The organism is Streptomyces sp. NPDC024698 (assembly GCF_055559015.1).
Window position 1 is genome coordinate 128,263 of sequence record NZ_JBVHLK010000007.1, and the last position, 24,861, is coordinate 153,123.

At 71.7% G+C, this 24,861-nt stretch carries 20 protein-coding genes and 1 tRNA gene; 10 read left to right on the plus strand and 11 right to left on the minus strand.

The genetic code is table 11. The features are described 5' to 3' along the window. Positions 1 to 40: 40 nt before the first annotated feature. The 3 genes from ACZ4AA_RS18590 (at position 41) to ACZ4AA_RS18600 (ending at position 3,293) form a co-directional block, all read left to right on the plus strand. Positions 41 to 1,606, plus strand: a complete 1,566-nt coding sequence (locus tag ACZ4AA_RS18590; protein WP_467602741.1) for an APC family permease — start codon at positions 41 to 43, stop codon at positions 1,604 to 1,606. Positions 1,607 to 1,948: 342 nt separating this feature from the next. After that, on the plus strand, positions 1,949 to 2,674 hold the full coding sequence (locus ACZ4AA_RS18595; RefSeq protein ID WP_467603311.1) for a molybdopterin-dependent oxidoreductase: 726 nt from the start codon (positions 1,949 to 1,951) through the stop codon (positions 2,672 to 2,674). Then, positions 2,658 to 3,293 (plus strand): cytochrome b/b6 domain-containing protein, encoded by a 636-nt coding sequence (locus ACZ4AA_RS18600; RefSeq protein WP_467602743.1) that lies wholly within the window; start codon positions 2,658 to 2,660, stop codon positions 3,291 to 3,293. The genes ACZ4AA_RS18595 and ACZ4AA_RS18600 overlap by 17 nt, the downstream gene beginning before the upstream one ends. 109 nt (positions 3,294 to 3,402) lie before the next feature. Here ACZ4AA_RS18600 and ACZ4AA_RS18605 read toward each other — a convergent pair whose 3' ends face one another. Both ACZ4AA_RS18605 and ACZ4AA_RS18610 read right to left on the minus strand, forming a co-directional pair. Beyond that, positions 3,403 to 4,800 carry a GntT/GntP/DsdX family permease gene (locus tag ACZ4AA_RS18605; protein WP_467602745.1) on the minus strand — a complete coding sequence of 466 codons (1,398 nt, stop codon included), beginning with the start codon at positions 4,798 to 4,800 and terminating at the stop codon, positions 3,403 to 3,405. Between the two features lie 156 nt (positions 4,801 to 4,956). Continuing rightward, positions 4,957 to 5,484: a gluconokinase gene (locus ACZ4AA_RS18610; protein WP_467602748.1), complete on the minus strand. Its 528-nt coding sequence runs from the start codon at positions 5,482 to 5,484 to the stop codon at positions 4,957 to 4,959. A gap of 130 nt (positions 5,485 to 5,614) precedes the next feature. Here ACZ4AA_RS18610 and ACZ4AA_RS18615 point away from each other — a divergent pair, with 130 nt between their 5' ends. Next, positions 5,615 to 6,316, plus strand: coding sequence for a FadR/GntR family transcriptional regulator (locus ACZ4AA_RS18615; protein WP_467602750.1), 702 nt, complete (start codon positions 5,615 to 5,617; stop codon positions 6,314 to 6,316). A 20-nt stretch (positions 6,317 to 6,336) separates the two neighbouring features. On the opposite strand, the gene ACZ4AA_RS18620 is transcribed toward ACZ4AA_RS18615, so the two are convergent. From ACZ4AA_RS18620 to ACZ4AA_RS18645, 6 genes are all read right to left on the minus strand, one after another. After that, the gene (locus tag ACZ4AA_RS18620) at positions 6,337 to 6,711 is read right to left on the minus strand and encodes a YchJ family protein (protein ID WP_467602752.1); all 375 of its coding nucleotides are present in this window, start codon (positions 6,709 to 6,711) and stop codon (positions 6,337 to 6,339) included. Positions 6,712 to 6,715: 4 nt separating this feature from the next. Then, the gene (locus ACZ4AA_RS18625) at positions 6,716 to 8,143 is read right to left on the minus strand and encodes a M1 family metallopeptidase (protein WP_467602754.1); all 1,428 of its coding nucleotides are present in this window, start codon (positions 8,141 to 8,143) and stop codon (positions 6,716 to 6,718) included. Between the two features lie 73 nt (positions 8,144 to 8,216). Continuing rightward, positions 8,217 to 12,092, minus strand: coding sequence for a Pls/PosA family non-ribosomal peptide synthetase (locus tag ACZ4AA_RS18630; RefSeq protein ID WP_467602756.1), 3,876 nt, complete (start codon positions 12,090 to 12,092; stop codon positions 8,217 to 8,219). 360 nt (positions 12,093 to 12,452) lie between these two features. Continuing rightward, positions 12,453 to 13,445 (minus strand): polysaccharide deacetylase family protein, encoded by a 993-nt coding sequence (locus tag ACZ4AA_RS18635; RefSeq protein ID WP_467602759.1) that lies wholly within the window; start codon positions 13,443 to 13,445, stop codon positions 12,453 to 12,455. A gap of 36 nt (positions 13,446 to 13,481) precedes the next feature. Continuing rightward, complete coding sequence (locus tag ACZ4AA_RS18640; protein ID WP_467602761.1) at positions 13,482 to 14,510, minus strand: glycoside hydrolase family 11 protein; 1,029 nt, start codon at positions 14,508 to 14,510, stop codon at positions 13,482 to 13,484. Positions 14,511 to 14,855: 345 nt separating this feature from the next. Then, positions 14,856 to 14,943: transfer RNA gene (locus ACZ4AA_RS18645), tRNA-Leu, on the minus strand. Between the two features lie 185 nt (positions 14,944 to 15,128). Here ACZ4AA_RS18645 and ACZ4AA_RS18650 point away from each other — a divergent pair. From ACZ4AA_RS18650 to ACZ4AA_RS18660, 3 genes are all read left to right on the plus strand, one after another. Further along, positions 15,129 to 16,454: a M20/M25/M40 family metallo-hydrolase gene (locus ACZ4AA_RS18650; RefSeq protein ID WP_467602764.1), complete on the plus strand. Its 1,326-nt coding sequence runs from the start codon at positions 15,129 to 15,131 to the stop codon at positions 16,452 to 16,454. A 261-nt stretch (positions 16,455 to 16,715) separates the two neighbouring features. Next, positions 16,716 to 16,949, plus strand: a complete 234-nt coding sequence (gene chpH, locus ACZ4AA_RS18655) for a chaplin ChpH (protein WP_339128361.1) — start codon at positions 16,716 to 16,718, stop codon at positions 16,947 to 16,949. Between the two features lie 229 nt (positions 16,950 to 17,178). Beyond that, positions 17,179 to 18,141 carry a chaplin gene (locus ACZ4AA_RS18660; RefSeq protein WP_467602767.1) on the plus strand — a complete coding sequence of 321 codons (963 nt, stop codon included), beginning with the start codon at positions 17,179 to 17,181 and terminating at the stop codon, positions 18,139 to 18,141. 175 nt (positions 18,142 to 18,316) lie between these two features. Here the strand turns inward: ACZ4AA_RS18660 and ACZ4AA_RS18665 are convergent, their stop codons facing one another. Continuing rightward, positions 18,317 to 18,505, minus strand: coding sequence for a DUF5703 family protein (locus ACZ4AA_RS18665; RefSeq protein WP_081223519.1), 189 nt, complete (start codon positions 18,503 to 18,505; stop codon positions 18,317 to 18,319). A gap of 47 nt (positions 18,506 to 18,552) precedes the next feature. Between ACZ4AA_RS18665 and ACZ4AA_RS18670 the strand changes: the two genes are divergently transcribed. Then, positions 18,553 to 19,251, plus strand: coding sequence for a hypothetical protein (locus ACZ4AA_RS18670; RefSeq protein WP_467602770.1), 699 nt, complete (start codon positions 18,553 to 18,555; stop codon positions 19,249 to 19,251). A gap of 153 nt (positions 19,252 to 19,404) precedes the next feature. Here ACZ4AA_RS18670 and ACZ4AA_RS18675 read toward each other — a convergent pair whose 3' ends face one another. Further along, the gene (locus ACZ4AA_RS18675; RefSeq protein WP_467602773.1) at positions 19,405 to 21,651 is read right to left on the minus strand and encodes a helix-hairpin-helix domain-containing protein; all 2,247 of its coding nucleotides are present in this window, start codon (positions 21,649 to 21,651) and stop codon (positions 19,405 to 19,407) included. Then, on the minus strand, positions 21,648 to 22,631 hold the full coding sequence (locus tag ACZ4AA_RS18680; protein WP_467602775.1) for an aldo/keto reductase: 984 nt from the start codon (positions 22,629 to 22,631) through the stop codon (positions 21,648 to 21,650). Before ACZ4AA_RS18680 ends, ACZ4AA_RS18675 begins: the two co-directional genes overlap by 4 nt. A gap of 155 nt (positions 22,632 to 22,786) precedes the next feature. Between ACZ4AA_RS18680 and ACZ4AA_RS18685 the strand changes: the two genes are divergently transcribed. Then, on the plus strand, positions 22,787 to 23,842 hold the full coding sequence (locus ACZ4AA_RS18685; protein WP_467602777.1) for an LLM class F420-dependent oxidoreductase: 1,056 nt from the start codon (positions 22,787 to 22,789) through the stop codon (positions 23,840 to 23,842). A 226-nt stretch (positions 23,843 to 24,068) separates the two neighbouring features. Next, positions 24,069 to 24,857 (plus strand): ferritin-like domain-containing protein, encoded by a 789-nt coding sequence (locus tag ACZ4AA_RS18690; protein ID WP_467602779.1) that lies wholly within the window; start codon positions 24,069 to 24,071, stop codon positions 24,855 to 24,857. Positions 24,858 to 24,861 lie beyond the last annotated feature (4 nt).

Here is a 24,861-nt window from a genome sequence, read left to right on the forward strand (position 1 = left end):
ACGCCCCCCGAAGACCGACATCCGAAAGGACGACCCCGCGATGACGACGGGCAGTTCGAGCACACCGAGTACGTCGAGCACGGGAAGACCCGACGCCGACGGCGCCGGCATCAGCACGTTCAAGGGGCAGGACCGGGCCCTGCGCGCCGGCCGGCTGGGCGCGGCGGGCCTCCTGCTGTCCGTCCTCGCGGCGACCGCTCCGCTCATGGTGGTTGCGGGTGTCATGCCCACCACATTCGCGGTGATGGGGATCGTCGGACAGCCGCTGCTCTTCGTCATCCTCGGCATCGTCCTCGTGCTCTTCAGCGTCGGGTACGCCGAGATGAGCCGGCACGTCCACAACGCGGGCGCCTTCTACGCGTACATCTCGCGCGGACTCGGCGGCACCCCCGGCGCGGGCGCGGCCGCCGTCGCCCTCGTCGCCTACAGCGCGCTCCAGGTCGGCATCTACGGCCTCTTCGGCTTCGAGGTCTCCGGGCTGTTCGCCACCTACCTCGACACCCATCTCCTCTGGTGGATACCGGCGCTGGCCGCCGTGCTCGTCGTCGGCGCGCTGGCCTGGCTCAAGATCGACGTCAACGCCTGGGTGCTCGGCGTGCTGCTGGTCATCGAGGTGACCCTCGTCGTCGTCTTCGACGTCGCGGCCGTCGGCGACCCCGCCAAGGCCGGCCTGTCGCTGCACGCCTTCAACCCCGACACCCTCACCGGAGCGGGCGTCGGCACCGCGCTGTGCTTCTGCATCGCGGCCTTCACCGGCTTCGAACAGGCCCCGGTCTACGCCGAGGAGACCAGCCGCCCGCACATCCTCGTGCCGCGCGTGATGTTCCTGGCGATCGGCTTCGTCGCCGTCTTCTTCGCCATCAGCTCCTGGGCGCTCACCGTCGCCACCGGCCCCTCGGCGATCGTCGGGACGTCCCAGAAGCAGAGCGCCGGACTGCTGTTCTTCCTCACCGAGTCACGGCTCGGCTCCACGTTCACCGACGTCCTGCACGTGCTGTTCGTGACCGGCATGTTCGCCGCGCTGCTCAGCTTCCACAACGTGGTCGCGCGCTACGCCTTCGCCATGGGCCGCGAGGGCCTGCTGCCCAGCGCCTTCGGCCGCACCTCCGAGGCCAGCGGCGCGCCCGGCACCGGCTCGCTCCTGCACACCGTCGTGTCCCTCATCGTGGTCGGCGGCTTCGCCCTCTCCGACGACAAGCCGGCCGGCGACCCGACCGCGCCCGTGCTCCGGCTGTTCACCTGGGGCGGCAACGTCGGAGCGCTCGGTGTCACCCTGCTGATGGCGGCCGCCTCCCTTTCGGTCATCGTCTTCTTCGTCCGCCGCGGCGCGGCCCGTGCCCAGTCCTGGCGCCTGGTCACCTCCGCGATCGCGGGCCTCGCCCTGCTCGTCATCGCGGTCTACACCGTCAAGGACTTCGACGTGCTCGTCGGCTCGGGTCCCGACTCGGTCCTGAACGTGGCTCTGCCGGCCGTCATCGGCCTCGCACTGGTCGCCGGTCTCGTCCAGGGTCTGGTGCTGCGCTCCCGCAAGCCCGAGGCGCACGCCCGGATCGGCCTCGGGAACGAGGCGTTCCAGTTGGACAAGGCGGCCGAGTCCGCCTCCTGATGCGGCCCCGCCGTCCTCTTCGGAGCCGCTGATTCCGGACCGTCGGTAAGAAGAAATGACGGAACGCTGACGAGCACCCGCCGCCGCTGGCTTTTTGGGGGTCGCGGGTGCTCGAATCAAGGGGTGAACACTGAAAGGCCCGGGGAACCGGACCCGGAGCGAGAGCGGCCCCGGGAACCCGAGGACGAGGAACGCCAGGAGCACGAGGACGGCCGGGAGCACCAGGAAGGCTCGGGGCGCCAGGAAGCCCTGGAGCAGCGCGGGCACGAGGAGCGCCCGGAGCACCACGAGCGCGAAGAGCGCCCGGAGCACCACGAGCAGACCGACGCGGAGCACGGAGACGTGGAGCACGAGGCGTCCGAGGCGCACGGCAGGCCCATCGGCCGCCGGGTCCTGCTCGGCACGCTCGGACTCGGCGCCCTCGGCGTCCTGGCCGCGCCCACGCTCCAGCGCGCGACGGACGCCTTCCTCGCCGGTGCCTCCCAGCGCGACCCCACGGGCCTGACGGGACTGCTGCCCAACGGCGGCGGGTTCCGCTACTACTCGGTGGCCGCCTCCGTCCCCCACAAGAACGAGACGGACTACCGGCTCACCGTCGACGGCCTGGTCGACCACCCCGCCGACTACACCCTCGCGGACCTGCGCACCCTGCCCCAGACCCGGCTGGTGCACGACGTCCAGTGCGTCACCGGCTGGCGCGTGCCGGGCACCCCCTTCGAGGGCGTACGCCTGTCGCAGCTGCTCGACGCCGCCGGAGTGCGCCCCTCGGCCGGGGCCATCCGCTTCACCTGCTTCGACGGGACCTACACGGAGAGCCTCAGCCTGCGCCAGGCCTACCGCCCGGACGTCCTGGTGGCCCTGCGCATGCAGGACAAGCCCGTCGGCCACGACCACGGCGGCCCGGTCCGGCTCTACGTGGCCCCGATGTACTTCTACAAATCCGCCAAGTGGCTCTCCGGCATCACGGTCACCAAGGACGTCCGTCCCGGGTACTGGGAGAACCGGGGGTACGACGTCGACGCCTGGGTCGGCCGTTCGAACGGACGCGACGATGAACCCACGAGCTGACGGATCCCCGGCCGTCTCCGCGCACTCCTCCCACGTACGGCGCTTCACCCGCGCCGAGCACTGGGTGCACCGGGTCACCGGCGCGCTCATGGGCGTGTGCGTGGCCACCGCCGCCTGCCTCTACATCCCCCAGTTCGCGGAGCTCGTCGGCCGCCGCGAACTCGTCGTCCGGGTCCACGAGGTGGCCGGTGTGATGCTTCCGCTGCCGGTCCTGGCGGGCCTGGCCTCCCGTGCGTTCCGGCGCGACCTGGGCTTCCTGAACCGCTTCGGCCCGCACGACCGGGTGTGGCTGCGGGCGGCGCTGCGCCGCGACAGGGATCCGGGCTCCCGTCCCGCGGGCAAGTTCAACGCCGGACAGAAGATCTACGCCGCCTGGATCTCCGGCGCCACGCTGGTGATGCTGGGCACGGGCCTGCTGATGTGGTTCACCCACCTCACCCCGCTGATGTGGCGCACCTCGGCGACCTTCGTCCACGACTGGCTGGCCCTCACCGTCGGGATCGTGCTCGGGGGCCACATCGGTATGGCGCTGGCGGATCCGGAGGCCAGGCGGGGCCTGCGTACGGGATCGGTGAGCCGCCGGTGGGCCGAGCGTGAACATCCGCTGTGGCGGCCGTGAGCACGCGCTGACGACGGCGAACGGGCCGCGGGAAGAACCGGTCCAGGTTCTTCCCGCGGCCCGTTCGCCGTCGTCAGCCGGGTCGGACACGGCCGGGGGGACAGCGGTCCTAGAGAACCAGCGACAGCAGCAGCACCAGTCCTCCGGCCATCACCGAGATGATCGTCTCCATGACGGACCAGGTCTTCACCGTCTGGCCGACGTCCAGGCCGAAGTACTCCTTCACCAGCCAGAAGCCGGCGTCGTTGACATGGCTGAAGAAGAGCGAGCCCGCGCCGATCGCGAGGACGAGCAGGGACGTGTGGGTGGTCGACATGTCGGCCGCCAGGGGCGCGACCAGACCGGCCGCCGAGATGGTGGCGACGGTCGCCGAGCCGGTCGCGAGCCGGATCGCCACCGCGATCAGCCAGGCCAGCAGCAGCGCGGGGATCGACCAGTCCTTGGAGATCTCCAGGATCATCCGGCCCACACCGGAGTCGATCAGCGTCTGCTTGAAGCCGCCGCCCGCGCCGACGATGAGCAGGATGCCGGCGATGGGCGCGAGGGACTTCTCGACGGTCGTCGAGATGCGGTCCCTGGTGAAGCCCGCCGCCCGGCCCAGCGTGAACATGCCCACGATCACGGCCGCGAGCAGGGCGATCAGCGGCGCCCCGACGACGTCGAAGACGCGCTGGGTCATGTTCGCCGGGTCGTCGACGATGATGTCCACCAGGGCCTTGGCCAGCATCAGCACCACGGGCAGCAGCATGGTCGCGAGGGTCGCGCCGAAGCTCGGACGCTTCTCCAGATCCTCCGAGGCTCGCGCGGGGACCATCCGGTCGGGCGCCTGGACGTCCACCCAGCGGGCCGCGTACCGCGAGAACACCGGACCGGCGACGATCACCGTGGGGATCGCGACCAGGACGCCGAGGGCGAGCGTGATGCCGAGGTTCGCGTGGACCGCGTCGATCGCGACCAGCGGACCGGGGTGCGGCGGTATCAGACCGTGCATCACCGACAGACCCGCGAGGGCCGGGATGCCGATGCGCATCAGCGAGTAGTTGCCGCGCTTGGCGACCATCAGGACCACCGGGATCAGCAGCACGATGCCGACCTCGAAGAACAGCGGCAGGCCGATCACCGAGGCGATCAGCACCATCGCCCAGGGCATGGCGCGACCGCCCGCCTTGGCGAGGATCGTGTCGACGATCTGGTCGGCGCCGCCCGAGTCGGCGAGCAGTTTGCCGAGGATCGCGCCGAGGGCGATCAGGACACCCACACCGGCCACGGTCGAGCCGAGTCCGGTGGTGAAGCTGACGATGACCTTGTCGAGCGGGGCGCCGGCGAACGCGCCGAGCGCCAGCGAGCCGATGGTCAGGGCGAGAAAGGCGTGCAGCCTGAACTTCGTGATGAGCAGGACGATGACGGCGATGCCCGCCAGCACGGCTATGCCCAGTTGAGCGTGGCCCGCCGACGTGATCGGTTCGACGGCGTCCGCTGCCAGCATCTCGACACTGAGTCTGGTCACGGTTGTCCCTTGCTTGAGAAACGGTCGTGGGGAAGGTGGTGCGCGCTGTCGCCCGCAGGACAGCGTTGTCACGGGCACGGGCACGGGCACGGGGGTAGGGCACGGGGTAGGGCGTCGGAGCCCGGGGTACTCCGGGGCCGGGGCGGCGCCCGGGTGTTACGGGCGGGGCGGTTCGAGGGCGCCGAGCGCCGTCACGGCCCGCTCGGTGATCTCCGCGGGCCCGCCGGACACGTTCACGTCGACCCCGGCCTCGTCGGCCGCCAGCGGCTGGAGCGTGGCGAACTGCGAGTCCAGGAGCGCTGTGGGCATGAAGTGCCCCTTGCGGTGCGACATCCGGTTCTCGATGAGCTCGCGGTCACCGGTCAGATGCACGAAGACGACCCCGGGCGCGACCGCGCGCAGCCGGTCCCGGTAGGCGCGCTTGAGAGCCGAGCTGCTGACCACCCCGCCGAGCCCGGCCCGCTCGTGCGCCCAGTGCCCGATGGCGTCCAGCCACGGCCACCGGTCCTCGTCGGTCAGCGGCGTCCCGGCCGACATCTTGGCGATGTTGGCCTGCGGGTGGAAGTCGTCGCCCTCGGCGTACGGAACGCCGAGCCGGGCCGCGAGCAACGGGCCGATGGTGGTCTTCCCGGTGCCTGCGACACCCATGACCACGACGACATGGGGGGTGGGACTGTGCTGCATCGCGCTCTCGCTGTCTTCGTCGACATCTGACGTCGACGCCACTGAAACGCATTAGGTACGACAAATTCAAGAGTGTGTGACGTATAAGTCTGACTTTTTAATCGTGACGTCGGCCTCGTACCCTGACCTCATGACCACACGGGACCGGGGGCTGCACGGACACGTACTGGAGTCCCTCGGGCCGGCGATCACGGCGGGCGACTACCCGCCGGGGAGTGTTCTACGCACCGACGAACTCGCCCAGCGCTTCGAGGTGTCCCGCTCCGTGATGCGCGAGGCGGTCCGGGTGCTCGAATCCATGTACCTGGTCGAGTCCCGCCGCCGTGTGGGCGTGACGGTCCGCCCCAAGTCCGAGTGGAACGTCTACGACCCCCAGGTCATCCGCTGGCGGCTGGCCGGTGCCGACCGTCCCCACCAGCTGCGATCCCTCACCGTCCTGCGCTCGGCGATCGAACCCGTCGCGGCGGGCCTGGCCGCGCGGCACGCCACCGCGGAGCAGTGCGCGGAGCTCACCGAGTGCGCGCTCGGCATGGTCGCCACCTCACGCGGGCACCAGCTGGAGGGCTATCTGGTCCACGACGTCGCCTTCCACCGGGTGATCCTCAGGGCGTCGGGCAACGAGATGTTCGCCCGCCTCGGGGACGTCGTCGCGGAGGTCCTCTCCGGCCGCACCCACCACGACGTCATGTTCGCGGACCCCGACCCCGCCGCCGTCACCCTGCACGTCCAGCTCGCCGAGGCCGTCCGCGAGGGCGACGCCCCACGTGCCGAGCGGCTGACCCGGGAGATCACGGCCGGAGCGCTCCAGGAACTGGACGTGCTGGCCCCCTGAGGCCCGGCGCGCGGCGGGGCTCAGTCCAGGAACTCCCCGTCCACGTACACCCAGGCCCCGTCCACCCGCTCGAACCGGCTCCGCTCGTGCAGGGAGCCGCCCCGGTAGGAGGCCCGGAAGGTCACGGTCCCCGTGGTGTGGAAGGCCGAGCCCTGACCCGTCTCCAGGATCTCCAGACCGCTCCACCGCATCCCCGGGTCGAACTCCACCCGGGCCGGACGGGTCCGCGGATGCCAGGTGCGCAGCAGGTATCCCTCGTCCTCGTGCACGAAGGCGCTGTAACGCGACCGCATGAGCGCCTCGGCACTCGGCGCCGCGGCCTCACCGCGATGGAAGCGCCCGCAGCAGCGCGCGTACGGCTCGGCGAGCCCGCAGGGGCAGGATCGGCTGGTCATCGCGTCATTCTCCCCGGACCCGCGCCGGGTCGGCGCCCGGCGGCGGAAAGGTGGGCGGATAGGCGGGCCGGGCCGGCAACCGACGTGCGGCCTCGGGCAGTTGCGGGGCGGGCTCAGGCAGCGGCGGCAGCGCGGTCTCGTACAGCCACGCCGTGAAGAGCTCGTCCAGCGGCTCGGCCGCGTAGCGCGAGACGTGCGCGGTGAAGACCGACGTGGTGACCGTGCCGCCCCGGTGCAGCGTCGCCCAGCCGCGCAGCATGCGGAAGAACGCCTCGTCCCCCATCGCGCAGCGGATCGCGTGCACCGTGAGCCCGCCGCGCTGGTAGAGCCGGTCGTCGAACATCAGCTTGCGGCCCGGGTCCGACAGCAGCAGATCCCGCGGCAGCGCGGCCAGCTTCCGGTGCGCGGCGGCGGCCAGTTGACGCGCCGGGCGTCCGCCGGAGCGCTCCGACCACAGCCACTCGGCGTACTTCGCGAGCCCCTCGTTCAGCCAGATGTGCCGCCAGTCCGCGATGGTCACACTGTTGCCGAACCACTGGTGCGCCAGCTCGTGCGCGATCAGCCGCTCCGAACCCCGCGCCCCGTCCACATGGTTGGCGCCGAACAGCGACAGACCCTGCGCCTCGACCGGGACGTCGAGTTCCTCCTCGGTCACCACCACCGCGTACTCGCCGAACGGGTAGGGCCCGAACAGGCCCTGGAACAGCTCCATCATCGCGGGCTGCCGCGCGAAGTCCCGGGAGAACTCCGGCAGCAGCTGAGCGGGCAGATACCCCGACTGCGGCACGCCCCCGAGGCCCGGGTCGCCGAGCAGCACCGTCTGGTACTTGCCGATCGACAGGCCCACCAGATAGCTGGAGGTCGGGGCGGGCTGCTCGTACACCCAGGTCGTCGTCGACGCCTTCGTCGTCCGTGTCAGCAGCCGCCCGCCGGCCACCACCGCGTAGGCGGAGGGCGTCGTCACCGAGATCTGGTACGCGGCCTTGTCGGCCGGCCGGTCGTTGCACGGGTACCAGGACGGCGAACCGACCGGCTGGCTCGCCACCAGCGCCCCGTCCTCCAGCTCCTCCCAGCCGAGCCCGCCCCAGGGGCTGCTCACCGGCTTGGGGTTGCCCGACCAGTGCACCTCGACGGTGAACGCGGTACCGGCCCGCAGCGGCTTCGGCGGACGGATCCGCAGCCTGCCGCCCCGGTGCGTGTAGTGCGGGGCCTTGCCGTCGACACGGACCCGGCCGATCCGGAAGTCGGCCAGGTTCAGCTGGAACTCGGTCAGCGCGGAACGGCCCGCTATGGCGTTGATCCGCGCGGTGCCTGACAGCCGGTTCGGGCCGGGGCGGTAGTCCAGCGCGAGCTCGTACCGGTGCACCCGGTAACGGGGATCTCCGTTGGCCGGGAAATAGGGGTCCGGTCCCGCTGTCTGCTGAACGCTCACTGCTGCGACTGCTCCCTGCCCTGTGCTCGACGTACCGCTGTACCGCCCTTCCTGTCCGATCAGGTCGATTCTGCTAGGAACGCCACGCCTCGATCGGGTTGCCCAGCCAGCGGGTGTCGTCGGGAACGGACTCCGCCGCCATCACCAGCGACGCGGGACCCAGGGTGGAGCGGGCCCCGACGGTGCTGCCGGGCAGGACGATTCCGCCCGGACCCAGAGTGGCGCCCTCACGGAGGACCACAGTATCCGTCCGCAAGATCCGGTCGTGGAAGAGGTGGGTCTGGAGCACACAGCCCCGGTTCACCGTGACCGCGTCGCCCAGCGTCACGAGATCCGACTCGGGCAGCCAGTAGCTCTCGACCCAGGTGCCCCGGCCGATCCTGGCGCCGAGCCCCCGCAGCCACGCCGTCATCAGCGGCGTACCGGGCACGGATCCCGCCAGCCACGGCACGGCCACGACCTCCACGAAGGTGTCGGCCAGCTCGTTGCGCCACACGAAACTGCTCCAGAGCGGGTGCTCACCGGCACGGTGCCGCCCGACCAGCAGCCACTTCGCCACGATGGAGACCAGGCACCCGAGCACCCCCACGGCGAGCAGCACCGGACCCGCGAACGCCCATGCCCACGGACCCAGCGCGCACAGCGCGGCGACCGTCAGCACGGCCAGCGCCGCCGAGCAGAACACCGGCAGCAGCCGGCACAGCTCCACCAGACCACGCGCCCACAGCAGCCGGGCCGGCGGTTCGTACGTACGGCTCTGGTCGCCGCCCTGCGCCGCACGTGGCAGCTTCATCGGCGGCAGCCCCAGATAGGAACTGCCCTTCTTCGCCTTCTTCGGCGTCGCCGACAGCACCCCGACCAGGCCCCCGTCCGGCACGCTGCGGCCCGGAGCCGTCATCCCCGAGTTGCCGAGGAAGGCCCGCCGCCCGATCTCCGCCCGCCCGATGCGCATCCAGCCGCCACCGAGCTCGTACGGAGCCGTCAGGGTGTCGTCCGCGAGGAACGCGCCGTCGCCGACCGTCGTCAGACTCGGCAGCGCGAGCACCGTCGACACCTCCGCGCCCCGGCCGATCCGCATGCCGAGCAGCCGCAGCCACACCGGCGTGATCAGCCCGGCGTACAGCGGGAACAGCGTCTCCCGGGAACGGTCCATGAGCTGGGTGACGGTCCATGCCTGCCAGCCGATCCGGCTGTGCGTCGGATGCGTGCCCTCGTGCAGCCCGAGACTCAGCAGCCGCACGGCCACCAGGAGCATCAGCGCGTACACGAGCCCGAACACGAGCGTCGCCGGGACCAGGGCGAGCGCCGCACCCCGCAGCGCCGCGCCCGGACCGGCGTCCGCGCTCACGAACACCCGGGCCACGAGCAGCGCCGCGACCGCGGCCAGCACCGGCAGCGCGCTCAGCCCGAACCCGGCCGCGCCGTACATCGCCCGCCAGTACGTGCCGCGCCGCGGCCGGTCCTTGGGCCACGCGCGCTTCGCCTTGCCGAGCTTGACCGCGGGCGCCCCGGCCCACCGCTGCCCGGTCGGGATCTGGCCCGTCACGGCGGAACCCGGCGCCACCTCGGCACGCTTGCCCACCCGGGACCCCGGGAAGAGGATGCTGCGCGTCCCGACCACGGCACCGGCGCCCACCTTGACCGGGCCGATCTCCAGCCGGTCGCCGTCCAGCCAGTACCCCGACAGGTCCACCTCGGACTCGACGGCGGCGCCCCGGCCCATCTTGAGCATGCCGGTCACCGGCGGCAGCGAATGCAGATCCACGTCCTGACCGATCCGGGCGCCCAGCGCACGGGCGTACCGCTCCAGCCAGGACCCGGTCAGCGAGGTCGCGCCGCTGAACGCGGCGAGCCGTTCGGCCGTCCACAGCCGCAGATGGACACTCCCGCCCCGCGGATACCGGCCGGCCTTCACCCCGCGCAGCAGCAGCCGCGCACCGCCCGCGGCGACGGCGAGCCGCCCCGGCGGGCTGTACAGGACGAGCGCGCCGGCGCCCACCAGCCACCACGAGGCGCCGGGCGCCCACGGATAGGGGCCGAACCGGTGCAGCACGTTGCCGGCCGCGGCCAGGGCCACCGTCCAGCGCAGTCCGAGCAGGGCGAACAGCGGAACCAGGACGAGCAGCTGGACCAGCTTGGCCCGCACCGGGACCGGCGCGATCACCCGCTCCGCCCCGTCGTCCTGACCGGATCTCTCCAGATGCCGGGCCAGCTTGCGCAGCACGGGCTGCTGGTAGACGTCGAGCACGGCGGCGCTCGGGTAGCGGGCGCGCAGCCGGGTGGTGAGCTGGGCGGCCGCCAGACTGGAGCCGCCGATCGCGAAGAAGTCGTCGCCCGCGCCCCCCACCGGGATGCCCAGGACCTCGCTCCACTGCTCGGCGAGCCAGGCCTCGGTGCCGTACAGCTCCTCCTTGGCGCCGGCGCTCTCCAGACCCTCCAGCGGCCAGGGCAGCGCGTTCCGGTCGACCTTGCCCGACGTACGGGTCGGCAGGTCCCCGACCGGCGCGATCAGCGGAACCAGCGCGGCGGGCAGTTCGGCGCGCAGCTTCTCGACGGCCGCCGCCTGGTCCCAGCCCTCCTGGGTGACGACATAGCCGACCAGCAGCTGATTGCCGCCACGCGCGGTCCGTACGGCGGCCGCCGCGCCCGCGACCCCGGGCAGCGCCTGGAGCGCCGCGTCCACCTCGCCGAGTTCGATCCGGCGGCCGCCGAGCTTGATCTGCTCGTCGGCCCGCCCCAGGAAGATCAGCCCCTCGGGTTCGGCCCTGACCAGGTCACCGCTGCGGTACGCCCGCTCCCAGCCGAGCGACGGGAGCGGCGCGTACTTCTCCGCGTCCTTCTCCGCGTCGAGATAGCGGGCGAGCCCGACCCCGCCGATCACCAGCTGGCCGCTGCCGCCCATCGGCACCGGCTCGCCCGCCTCGTCGACCACCGCGAGCTCCCAGCCGTTCAGCGGCAGCCCGATCCGGATGGGCTCCTCACCGGTCAGCAGCGAGGCACAGGCCACCACGGTCGCCTCGGTCGGCCCGTACGTGTTCCACACCTCGCGGCCCTCGGTCACCAGGCGCTGGGTCAGCTCGGGCGGGCAGGCCTCGCCGCCGAAGATCAGCAGCCGGACCTCGTTCAGGGTCTCGGGCTCCCACAGCGCGGCCAGGGTGGGCACGGTGGAGACGACGGTGATCTCCTGCTCGACCAGCCAGGGGCCGAGGTCGGCGCCGCTGCGCACCTGGGAGCGCGGTACGGGCACCAGACAGGCCCCGTACCGCCACGCGAGCCACATCTCCTCGCAGGAGGCGTCGAAGGCGACGGACAGGCCCGCCATGACCCGGTCACCGGGCCCGATCGGCTCCTCGGTCAGGAAGAGGCTCGCCTCCGCGTCCACGAAGGCGGCGGCGCTGCGGTGGCTCACCGCCACGCCCTTGGGCTTTCCGGTGGAACCCGAGGTGAAGATGATCCAGGCGTCGTGCTCGACGCCCGGCCGCCCTGCCAGAACCCCGGAGCGGCCGTTCACGGTCAGTTCGTGCCCGGCGCCGACGACCGCGCGCACCCCGGCCTCGGAGAAGACCAGCTCGGCCCGCTCGTCGGGGTCCTCGGCGTCCACCGGGACATAGGCGGCACCGGCCGCGAGGACGCCGAGGATCGCCGTGTACAGCTCGTTCGTGCCGGACGGGACCCGTACGCCGACCCGGTCGCCGAGTCCGACCCCGGCCGCCGCGAGCCTCGACCGCACGCCTTCCACCTCGGCGGCCAGGGCCCGGTAGGTGAGGGCGCGCCGGCCGTCGTCGAGGGCGGGCTCCTCGGGGTACGCCCGTACGGAGGCGTCGAGGATGTCGACGAGCGTGCGCGGCGAGGCGGCCGAGGCTGCGGAGAAGCGCGCCTGGTCACCGAGCTCCGCACGCACCTCGTCGTCGGACAACGCGAGTGCGGGGCTTTGCTGGAGGGCTGCCATCGGGTCCTCACGTGTTGTTCCCGGATACTCCGGGGAGCCGGTGGGCCCGCAGGTACGCCTGGGGATATTCCGGTCCAGCTCCGAACAAGCCTGCAATTTTAGTACGACGCTAGCTTCTGACCTGGGGATCAGCGATGCGAGGCCCTCCCGAGAGGGTCCTCAGGTCCTCTCCCGCAGCGCTGTGACGTGGGAATACGTCAGCGTGACGAGATCTGCCCCACATCTTTCCGTAACTCCGTGAACACAGCGAGCGAGGGCCCCGATCCGGTGATCGGAGCCCTCGCAGGGCGTGCCGGGTGACGCGGGGCGCGCTGTTCCTCGGTGCGGTCCAGGTGTGGCCCGGGTGCGGTTCCGCCCGGGTCAGCTCGTGGCGCAGGAGACCGTCGGCCACGTCCACGTGCCGTTGGTCTGGACGGTGACGCCGAAGGTGTTGCCGCTGCCGTCGGGTTTGGCCGTCAGGACCTGGGCGCTGGGGTAGCTCGCGCTGATGTTCCAGGTCGAGAGGATCTTCTCGGGAGCGGGGACGTTCATCGTCACGGTCCAGTTGTTCGAGCCGGTGACGGCGACGTTGAGGTTGTACCGGTCGCTCCACTGCTGCCCGGCGGACAGCGTCGCGGTGCATCCGCCGCCACCGCCACCGCCCGTGCCGCCACCGTCGGGTGCCACGGCGCGGCCGGTCTGTGGAGAGATCATCCCGGCGCACAGGCCGCGCGAGGCCAGTCCCTGAGCGATGCGCGGGATCGCGGCGATCGTGTTGGCGGGCCAGTCGTGCATGAGGATGATCTGGCCGCTGGTGAGCCGGCCGGCCGCCTGCACGATCGCGTCGGTGCTCGCGCCGTTCCAGTCCTGCGAGTCGACGTCCCAGATGATCTCGGTGAGACCGTACTTGGCCTCGACCGCCTTCAGCGTCGCGTTGGTCTCTCCGTACGGAGGGCGGAACAGTTTCGGGGTGCCGCCGCCCGCACCGGCGATGGCCTGCTGGGTCCGGGAGATCTCCGAGTCGATCTGGGCCTGGCTCTCCTGGGTGAGATGCGGATGGGTGTAGCTGTGGTTGCCCACCCACATGCCGGCGTCGACCTGGGCCCGTACCTGCGCGGGGTTGGACGCCGCGTACTGGCCCTCGTTGAACATGGTGGCGCGCAGCCCGTTCTGCTTGAGGGCGTTGAGCAGGCCCGACGTGGTGCTGGACGGCCCGTCGTCGAAGGTCAGTCCGACGTACCCGTTGCAGGTGGCGGCCCGCGCCGGTCCGGTGCCGAGGGCGAGGGTGCCCGCGGCGGCCGACGCCACCACGGCCAGTCCCGTGACCAGCGTGCGTGACGAGCCGAGTCGTCCGGATCTCGTGCGGAATCTCATGCGAGGTGCTCCTAGTGCCTTGGGGGAGGGCAGGGGTCAGCTCGTGGTGCAGGAGACCGTGGGCCAGGTCCAGTTGCCGTTGGACTGGACGGTGACGCCGAAGGTGTTGCCGCTGCCGTTGGGTTTGGCCGTCAGGACCTGGGCGCTGGGGTAGCTCGCGCTGATGTTCCAGGTCGAGAGGATCTTCGCCGGGGACGGCACGTTCATCGTCACGGTCCAGTTGCTGGAGCCGGTGACGGCGACGTTGAGGTTGTACCGGTCGCTCCACTGCTGCCCGGCCGACAGGGTCGCCGCGCACCCGCCGGAGCCGCCGCCCGAGCCGCCCCCGGACCCACCGCCCGATCCGGAGTCGCCCAGGGTGATGTTGGAGTTCCCGCTGCTCTGGTAACCCTCGGTGGCGAGGATCATGTAGTAGTTGAAGCTGCCCAGGTTCATTCCGGCGCGGGCCCAGGCGTCGAAGTGGTTGCCCGTCGTGATGGTCCCGCCGGTCCGCTTCGACTGGCGGACGCTCCAGTACTGGTCGAAGGTGCGGGTGCCCTCGACGGAGGGGGCGTTGGTCCGTGTCGTCTTGTAGATGTCGTACGTGCCGCCGTCGCTGGTGACGGTGCCCATGAACGTCCCCGTGGGCCGGTAGGTGCCCCAGTTGTCGACGATGTAGTACTCGACGAGCGGGTTGGAGGTCCACCCGTAGAGGGACAGGTAGGCGTTGCCTGACGGGTTGAAGCTGCCCGAGTAGGTGACGCTCCTTCGTCCGCCGTTGCTCCAGCCCTTTCCGGCGACGAAGTTCCCGGTGTTGCTCCAGGAGGTGCCGTAGTTGCCGGCGGAGCCCAGGTTCATGGACACCGTCCCGCCGCTGTCGGTCCAGAACGAGTAGTAGTACCCGTTGTTGGTGCCGGTCTGGTTCGAGGTGATGACCGTGTCCGCCTGGGCCGTGCCGGGCAGCGTCATCGCGGCCACGGCGACCAGCAGCATGGTGCAGACGCCGCTGATGAGCAGCCTGAACCGACGGAACGTCCCGGCGCGAGCGCTACGGCGGCGCGGCGGGGGTGCGGGTGCGTCGATCATGTGCGTTCTTCCTCCTCGTCCTCGTGAGGTGGCGCGCTGCGAATCGCCCACAGTGTTGAACTGGCCCTGTCAAGTGTCAATAGTTTCGACGTGATAGTCGAAACATTCGTCACGCCCGGTAAGGGTTATGGGGGGTGTAATGCCTGTTCAGACGGGTTGTATGCCCCGCCGGGTAACGGCTGTTCAGTGAAGGCCCGCTTGTCAAGATCAATGCGACCTCATCAAGTCTTCGAAACTTTCGAAGACTCCCCGAATCGTTCGACCGGAGGTGAGGGGCGAGATGAGGGCCCAGTGGGCGGAGTGCGACCCGGAAACGCAAAAGACCCCACCGAAGTGGGGTCCCGCTGGTGTCCGAGGGGGGACTTGAACCCCCACGCCCGATAAAGGGCACTAGCACCTCAAGCTAGCGCGTCTGCCATTCCGCCACCCGGACAAGGTGTCTTTCGCGCGGGGTTTCCCTCGCGGCGACAGGTGAAACATTACCAGGCTTTCCGGGGGCCCCGATCACCCCCTCGCGGCGTGAACGGCACGTGACGGGAGGGGCCCGCCCTTGGGTCCGGGGGCGGGTCGGGGAGAGGATGAGGGGGACCACCAGCGGCGACAGCGGGAGGAAGCAGCGTGAGCGAGAGCGGCACGACCAGGAACGTCACGGGCGAGGACGAGGTCGTGGACCTCTGTCGTGAGCTGATCCGGATCGACACCAGCAACTACGGGGACCACTCCGGACCCGGCGAGCGCAAGGCCGCGGAGTACGTCGCCGAGAAGCTCGCCGAGGTCGGACTCGAACCGCAGATCTTCGAGTCCCACCAGGGGCGTGCCTCCACGGTGGCCCGTATCGAGGGCGAGGACCCCTCGCGGCCCGCGTTGCTCATCCACGGCCACACCGATGTCGTACCGGCCAACGCGGCGGACTGGACCCACGACCCCTTCTCGGGCGAGATCGCCGACGGGATGGTCTGGGGCCGGGGCGCGGTCGACATGAAGGACATGGATGCCATGACGCTGGCGGTCGTACGGGAGCGGATGCGCAGCGGCCGCAAGCCGCCGCGTGACATCGTCCTCGCCTTCCTCGCGGACGAGGAGGCGGGCGGAACGTTCGGCGCCCGGCACCTGGTCGACAAGCACCCGGACCTGTTCGACGGCGTCACCGAGGCGATCGGCGAGGTCGGCGGGTTCTCCTTCACGGTCAACGAGAAGCTGCGGCTGTATCTCGTCGAGACCGCGCAGAAGGGCATGCACTGGATGAAGCTGACCGTGGACGGCACCGCCGGGCACGGTTCGATGATCCACAAGGACAACGCGATCACCGAGCTCTCCGAGGCCGTCGGGCGGCTCGGCCGGCACAAGTTCCCGGTGCGGGTCACGAAGACCCTGCGGCACTTCCTCGACGAGCTCGGCGACGCACTGGGAACCGAGCTGGACCCGGAGAACATGGACGAGACGCTCGCCAGGCTCGGCGGTATCGCCAAGCTCATCGGTGCCTCCCTCCAGAACACGGCCAACCCGACCCAGCTGGGCGCCGGCTACAAGGTCAACGTCATTCCGGGGCAGGCCACCGCGCATGTCGACGGCCGGTATCTGCCGGGCTACGAGGAGGAGTTCCTCGCCGACCTCGACCGGATCCTCGGCCCCCGGGTCAAGCGCGAGGACGTGCACGCGGACAAGGCGCTGGAGACCGGTTTCGACGGTGCGCTCGTCGACGCCATGCAGACCGCGCTCTCGGCCGAGGACCCGATCGCGCGTGCCGTGCCCTACATGCTCTCGGCCGGCACCGACGCCAAGTCGTTCGCCGATCTCGGTATCCGCTGTTTCGGCTTCGCGCCGCTGAAGCTGCCCCCGGAGCTGGACTTCGCGGGCATGTTCCACGGTGTCGACGAGCGGGTGCCGGTGGACGCGCTCCAGTTCGGCGTCCGCGTCCTCGGCCGGTTCATCGACGCGTCCTGACGGGGCGCCGGCGGCACGCCCCGGCCCGCACCGGCGGGCCGGACCACCGTGCCGCCGGCCGGCTCGGGCCGTCGTGCCGCCGGGTCGGGCCCTCGTCCCGCCGGGCGGGAACGGCGTGTTGACGCGGTCATTCGCCCGCGCGTGCGGAGATCGCCCGGGACGGGTGAATGCGACCATAAGCCCATAGCTCTACTACTCCCTCCTCGTTACAGGTGTTGCGATCCGCTGCTTTGGACCGCGTTTTGCCTACCAGGAGGAATAATGATCAAGAAGATCGTCGCCGCCGCCGTCGCCACGAGTGGTCTGGTTCTCGCGGGTGCGGGTCTGGCCGTCGCCGACTCCGGTGCGCAGGGTGCCGCTGTGGGTTCCCCGGGTGTCGCCTCCGGCAACGTCGTTCAGGTTCCCGTCCACGTTCCCGTGAACGTCTGCGGCAACACGATCTCCGTGATCGGACTGCTGAACCCCGCCTTCGGCAACACCTGCTTCAACCACTGACGTCGCCTCATCCCATGAGGGGGGATCCCGTGAGGCCCATGAGTCCCATGGGTTGCCTCGTGAGGGTCACTTCGTGAAGGTCTGAGCCGTCCGCCCCGGAGTGCGCGCCATGCGCTCCGGGGCCGACCGGCTTCCCGCGTACGTCAGGTGGCGTGCGCGTGTTCTCGATGGTCCACGTCCCCAGGACTGTTGGTCCACGTCCCAAGGACTCAAGGCAGGGATTTCAGCTATGCGACAGGTCACCCGCAAGGGCCTGATGACCGTGGCCGCGGCCGGTGGAGTACTCGCGGTCACCGCCGTCTCCGCACACGCCGACTCGGGCGCGTTCGGCTCCGCCTCGGACTCTCCCGGCGTGCTGTCGGGCAACTCGGTGCAGGCTCCGGTGCACGTGCCGGTCAACGTCTGCGGAAACACCGTGAACGTGGTCGGGCTGCTCAACCCGGCGATGGGCAACACCTGTGTCAACCACGGCGGCCGCGGCGGCTCGTCCGACCACCGGGGGACCGGCTCGGGCGGTGGCTCGCGGGCCGGAGGCGGCACAGCTCACTCGCCCGGAGTGGGCTCCGGCAACCACGTACAGGTTCCGGTCGACGTCCCGGTCAATGCCTGCGGCAACAGCGTGAACGTCGTGGGGATCGGCAACGCGGCGGGGGGTGACAACTGCGCGAACGGCTCGTCCACGGGCGACCACGGGACACACCACCCAGGCCACCCGGGTCAGCCGGGACATCCGGGTCACCCCGGCCACCCTGGACACCCGGGTCACCCCGGCCAGCCGGGACACCCGGGTCAGCCCGGCCACCACGGTCACTGCGAGCACCCGGGACACCACGGGCACCCGGGTCATCCGGGACACCCCGGTCACCCGGGTCACCCGGGAGAGCCTGGCCACCCTGGGCACCCCGGCCACCCCGGCCACCCCGGGACCCCTGGCCAGCCCGGAACGCCCGGCACCCCCGGAACCCCGGCCCACCCCGGCACCTCCACCTCGGGCGGCGGCAAGCACCGCGGCGGTGTCGTCCAGGTCGGACGGCCGGGCGCGCGGGCCGTCGTGCGGACACCGGCCGCGGACAGCGCGGCCCAGCTGGCCCACACGGGCAGCGACCTGCCGATCGGAGCGGTCGTACCGGCGGGAGCCGCCGCGCTGCTGGCCGGCGCCGTGCTCTACCGCCGGGCGCGCGCCGCGGCGTGACGCGAGGGCGGTGTGATGATCGCATCGGGGGGCGAGGTGTGGGCATGACCCGGCGCGCGCAGCCGCGATTTCAGCGCGGCTCGGTCGCGGCCGGGGCGCCACGGTCCTCCCCGTGACGTGAGCGACGGTGCGGGCCCCGCGACGACGGGGTCCGCACCGGTTCAGCGACCGTCTGTCACCACGTGGCGCGTACCTGACGAATGATCCGTCGGCGCAACCGCACTCTGCGGCTGCCGTCACGGAGCAGGCTCAGGCGGTCCAACTCCCAGTGTCCGTACTCGGCATGGTCCGTCAGCAGACGTGTCGTCTCCTTGCGGGAGACCCCGCGAGGTACGTACACGTCGACAAATTCGTATTCCGGCATCGCATCTATTGTGCGGGCAGAGGCCCGGTACGGATAGCGTCTGCACTATGTCTGATGCTGTGCAGCCCACCGCTGCCGAGGTACGCGCCGCCGCCGAGGCTGTCAAGGCCGCACTCGACCGCCACCTGGCCGCGGTCGAGCGCAGGACGGGCGACGACGACCCGGACGTCTACGAGGCTTTCAACGAGCTCGCGGCGGCCGCCGAGGAGTACGACGAGCTCCTCTACGACCGCTACGACGAGGTCACGCCCTTCGAGATCCCCGGTGGTGACGACACCCTGCCCCCGTACACCGGTCCCGAGGAGCCGAACGCGCTCAGCGTGGTGATCCGCCGGGACTACGCCGTGGTGGAGCCGCAGCGACTTCTGGCGCAGGCCCAGCGGGTGGAGGCGGTGGAGGAGGACGGCGCCACCGTCAGTGAGGGCTTCGACGCGGCGGCCGGCACCGTTCACGGCGCGCTCGGGGTCCTGTTCGGAGAGTTCGAGCCGGACGAGATCGCCACCCGGCACAAGGAATTCGGGCTGGAGGAGGGTGACTCCACGCTCTGGGTGACCGCCGCCGACGAACCCGCCGAGCCGGGGGAGTGGCTGGAGACGCCGTTCGAGTCGATCGATCCGCAGCGGGTCGTCTGCCGCTTCGACGTCAGCGCCGTGTTCGACGAGGACGCGGACGACGACGATCTGGACGACGACCTCGGCCCCGACGGGGAGACCGACTCCCTCGACCCGCTGGACGCGGATCGCTGAGAGGTGCCCCGCCCGGCTCGGCCCTGTCCGTGAGGGCCGGGCCTGTCCGGCACGGAGCGCTCCGGCACGGTTCGCGCGGGTGGCGGTCACCGATCCGGTGACCGCCACCCGCGCGTTTTCGCCTCAGGGACCCCACGCAAGCCCGGTGCCGGTTCAGTCCGCCGTCGGCGTCTGTGCCTTCAGCAGGGCCTGGAGGCGCGTCGTGCGCGGCTTCTGGGGGACCTCCGCCACCGCGTGCGGCAGCGCCTGCTCCACCCCGTGCACGACGGAAAGGTGACGCTCGGCCCGTCCGAAGGCCGTGTAGACCCAGGGCCGGGTCAGGGCCGCCGCCGCGTCCCCCGGGAGCACCACGACCGCGGCCGGCCAGCGCAGCCCCACCGCCTGGTGCGCGGTGAGCGCCCAGCCGTGCCGCACGGTCTGCTCCACCCGCTCCTTCGGTACGACCACGGGGCCGTCCGGGCAGTCCAGGTGCAGTCCCTCGGCGTCGGCCTTCACGACGCGGCCCGGCAGCGCACGGCCAGGGGCGGGGGAGTGCACGATCCGGTCGCCGGGGTCGAAGCCGCCGAAGCGGCCGGGACCGGGATTCAGCCGTTCCTTGAGCGCCGCGTTCAGGGCGCGGGTGCCGACCGCGCCCCCGTGGCCCGGGGTGATGACCTGCGTCTGCTCGGCCGGGACGCCGATCGCGCGCGGAACCGAGTCCGCGACGAGCTGGACCGTGCGGTGGACCGCCTCGCCCGCGTCGCGCACCGGGACGATCACGACCTCCTTGCCGGGCGCCTCGACCTGGTTGAGCTCGCCGATGCCGATCCCGGAGACCAGTTCCCCGATGGGTCCGGGGTCGGGGGTCCGCGAGGCCACCTGCGGGCAGGCGCGGGCGGCGAGCAGGTCCGCGAAGACCCGGCCGGGGCCGGCCGACCACAGCACACCCGGATCACCGCTCAGCACGAGGCGCGCCCCGTCCGGCAGCGACTCCACGAGCATGGCCGCCGTCTCCACGTCGAGCTGCGGCGCGTCCAGGACGACCAGGACGTCCAGGTCCAGGGCGCCGTCCGCGTCCCGGCCGGGGCCCTCGGCGCCGGAAAGAAGCCCGGTGACCGTGGCGGCCCCGGTGGCGGGGCCGGCGGAGTCCTCGGCCCCTTCGAACCGGGCCGCGAAGCCGTCGCGTCCGCCCGAGGTGTGCGCGGCGGCCCAGCCGCGCAGACCGAGCGCGCGTGCCGCGCGCAGCAGTGCCTCCGCCTCGGACCGCGAGGCCTCGCCGCCGGTGTGCAGCACCAGACCGTGGGCGCCGGCCGCGCGGACCAGCTCCGCCGCGGAGCGGGGTGCCGAGGACGCGGCCTCCTCCCAGTCGGCGGCCGAACCGTCCTCCTTGGGCACCGAGTTCATCAGCCGGGCGAGTCCGTCGGCGAGGCTCTCCTCGGCCAGCGCGTACCGTTCCAGGCCGATCAGGATCCGCACCGGGCGCTCCTGCGGCTCCTCCTCCTCGTCCTGGGCCGGCGGGGCCGGGGGAGCGCTGTCCAGCGCGTCCTGGAAGACCAGGGCCTCGCCCTCCGCGAGGGCGCTCTGCACGGCCGTGTCCGGGTCCGGAACCGCGTGCTGGGACAGCGCCGCGGCGAGCGCCGGAGCGTCCAGCGCGGTGTGTCCTGCGACGGCCGCCTGCTCCAGCAGCCACACGGTCAGCGCCGTGCCCCGGCGTTCGTCGTCCGGGCCGCACTCCGCGCCGAGCAGCGCGCGGGCGAACCCGTCGGCCTGCTCGGGCCGCGTCCCCGGCACCCGCAGCAGCTGCCAGGGGTCCTCCCGCAGCACGCCGTCGGCGCCCTCGCCCAGAACCGCGACGACCGGTGCCGCGAGCGCTTCGGGGGCGCCGCCCCCGGCCAGCACGGAGCGGACGGCGGCGACGGCTTCGGGTGCCGCGCCCGGTGCCGGTGCGGTCCGCTCCGGGGCCGGCTGCGGCCGCCGTACGGGTTCCGGCGCGGCCCTGCGCGGCGCGGGATCCGGCTCGCGGAAGGCGGTGGCCACGGGCTTCTCGCCGCTCTCCACGGCCCGCACCGCCGCGAGCAGGTCCGCGGCCGTGCCGCTGAGCTTGCCACCGGCCTCGATCGGCGACTGCTTCTCCGCCTTGCGCCGCTCGATCCGCTCCCGCTCCACCCGCTGGGCGGCCAGCTCGGCGGCGGCCTCCGTCACCTGCGCGGCGACTTCGCCGCCCTCGCCGGTCCCGGCCGCCCCGGCGTCCGTCTCCGTGTCGCCGCCTTCGCCGCTCTCGCCGTCGGAGTCGTCCGCGTTCCCGGAGGGCGCGTCCGCCCGGTCCGCGTCGTCGCCCGTCGGCTCAGGGGCGTCGGTGGCCGTGTCCGCGCCCGGCGTCCCCGGCTCCGCGTCCTGAGTGGTCTCGGGCTCCGTGCTCACAGCGTGCTCCAGTCGTGATCGGGATAGTGGTGCACCGGGGCCGACACGTCGTCGAGCGCCCGGCAGATCTCGTCAGGAAGACTAAGCGTCTCCACTGACAACGCGGCCGCGAGCTGCCGCGCGTTGCGCGCGCCGACGATGGGGGCGACGACCCCGGGCCGGTCGCGGACCCAGGCGAGCGCCACCTGGAGCGCGCTCACGGCGAGACCGTCCGCCGCGGTCGTCACCGCCTCCACGACGCCGCTCGCCGTGTCGTCCAGATATGGCGCGACGAAGGGCGCCAGGTGCTCCGAACCGCCCCGGGAGTCGGCCGGTGTGCCGCCCCGGTACTTGCCGGTGAGCACACCGCGCCCGAGCGGCGAGGAGGGCAGCAGGCCGATGCCCAGGTCCAGGGCGGCGGGCAGCACCTCCCGCTCGATACCGCGCTGAAGCAGGGAGTACTCCATCTGCGTACTGGCCAGCCGGGTGCGTATGCCGGGCGCGGAGAGCTGCCAGGTGGCGGCCTTGGCGAGTTGCCAGCCGCAGAAGTTGGACACGCCCGCGTAGCGCGCACGGCCGCTGCTGACGGCCAGGTCGAGGGCTTGGAGGGTCTCGTCGAGGGGAGTTTCGGGGTCGTAGGCGTGCACGTGCCACACGTCCACGTGGTCGGTGCCCAGACGGGCCAGCGAGGCGTCCAGGGCCGACAGCAGATGACTGCGCGAGCCGTCGAAGCGGCGGTCCGGATCGCGCACGCTCCCCGCCTTCGTCGAGATGACCAGATCCCTGCGCGGAACGAGCCCTTCCATCAGCTGTCCGAGGAGATACTCGGCCTCCCCGTCGCCGTACACGTCCGCCGTGTCGACGAGGTTCCCGCCTGCTTCCCAGAACGTCTTCAAGAGGTCCGCGGCGTCATGCTCGTCGGTGTCGCTGCCCCAGGTGAGGGTGCCGAGTCCGATCCGGGAAACACGCAGGCCGGTACGGCCGAGATGCCTCTGCTCCATGGACGCCGAGATTACTGTCCGGCACCGGCGGTGTGGGGGCCTGTGGACAACGGAAATCCCGGCGAAGGCCACGCGGGACGGGCTCCCCGCCCGGGGTGCCCGCACGCTAGGGTCTCGGGCACAAGGGACGTTACTGATCAGTAAGGGGATCGGCCATGCAGCTCGGCATCAATCTCGGCTACTGGGGCGCCGGAATGGACGCGGACAATCTCGCCGTGGCCAAGGAGGCCGACCGGCTCGGATACGCCGTCTGCTGGGCCGCCGAGGCCTACGGCTCCGACGCGGCCACCGTGCTCAGCTGGGTCGCGGCCCAGACCGAGCGCATCGACGTCGGCTCGGCCATCTTCCAGATCCCGGCCCGTCAGCCGGCGATGACCGCGATGACCGCCGCGACGCTGGACTCGCTGTCGGGCGGCCGCTTCCGCCTCGGCCTCGGTGTCTCCGGACCCCAGGTCTCCGAGGGCTGGTACGGCGTCAAGTTCGACAAGCCGCTGGCCCGCACCCGCGAGTACGTGGAGATCGTGCGCAAGGCGATGACGCGCGAGCGGCTGTCGTACGAGGGCGAGCACTGGACCCTGCCGCTGCCGGGCGGTCCTGGCAAGCCGCTCAAGCTGACCGTGCACCCGGAGCGCGAGCACATCCCGTTGTACATCGCCGCGATCGGCCCGAAGAACCTGGAGCAGACCGGCGAGATCGCCGACGGCGCGCTGCTCATCTTCCCCTCGGCCGAGCACCTGGAGGACACGGCGATCCGGCATCTGCGCGCGGGCCGGGAGAAGGCGGGCAGGACGATGGAGGGGTTCGACGTCTGCCCGACCCTTCCGCTCGCCGTCGGCGCCGACAAGGACGTCCCCGCGCTCGCCGACACGTTCCGCCCGTACACCGCGCTGTACGTGGGCGGCATGGGAAGCCGCAAGCAGAACTTCTACAACCAGCTCGCCCAGCGCATGGGCTACGAGAAGGAAGCGGCCGAGATCCAGGACAAGTACCTGTCCGGCGACAAGGACGGCGCCGCCGCCGCGATCCCGCACGCGCTGATCGACCAGACGACCCTGCTCGGCTCCGTGGACCGCATCGCCGACCGCATGAAGGCGTACGCCGCCGCCGGGGTCACCACCCTCACCCTGGCCCCCGCGGGCTTCACGCTGGACGACCGGCTCGCCTCGCTGCGGGCCGGCTCCGAGGCCATGGAGCGGGCCGGACTCGCGTAACCCCGGCCGAGGGCCCGCCGGGAAGTTCTGCGGCCGTGGTGGGGGCTCGGGGGTCTTCCCCGCCACGGCCGTCACGGAGAACAACGCGCCGACAGCCCCTTGGTTACGCATCCGGACCCGCTCCGTCGTCCATCGTTCGGCCGATTTGTCGGACACATCGGTTGCCGGGTCGCGAACAACCCATTTGACTCGTTTTCTGCGCAACTCCGGAGAGAGGGTGTCAAAGATGCTGTCCGCCAAGAGCCTGTTCCAGGAGATCCTCGACCACGACGAGTCGTACCGCCTCTTCTGCTCCATCGCGGCCAGCGGAGAGTCCCAGGGCGGCTGGGAGAACGCCCGGATCGCCGCATTGGTCCCGGCCGGGGAACGCGCGCTGGCCCCCAGGATCGCCCGGCACGGCGCCGACGAGGACAAGCACGGCCGGATCTTCACCGCCCTCCTGAAGAAGCGTGGCCTCGAACCCGTCGACGTACCGCCCGACACCGACTACACAATGCTCCTGGAGCGCCACGGCATCGGCCTGGCCCACGACAGGCTCAAGGGCGAGCAGCCCCTCACCGTGCGGGACATCGTCACCTACCTGGCCCACAGCCGGGTCACCGAACAGCGCGCCTCCGAGCAGATGGACCTGCTGCGCCGGCACTTCGCCGGCCACCCCGACATCGGCCGCGCGGTCAGGATGATCGCGGCCGACGAGGACAACCACCTCGCCTACTGCCACGAGGAACTGCTGCGCTTCGCCCACGCCGGCCACGGCCGGGCGATCCAGGGGGCCCTGCGCGAGTGCGCGCTCGCCGAGATCAGGATCTACCGGGACGTCAGCCTCGCCGTGATGGCCCGCATGGGCCGGCTCCTCGGCTGGTCCCGGGCCAAGACCGCCGTCCTCGCCGCGGGCATCCACGCCGTGTACGCCTACGAGCGAGCCGCCGGCTGGCGCCGCATGGTCACCCTGAAGATGCCCGAGCGGCGCGGAGCCCTCGACGGCCCCGTCACCACCGCACCGGAATTCGCCTGAACCG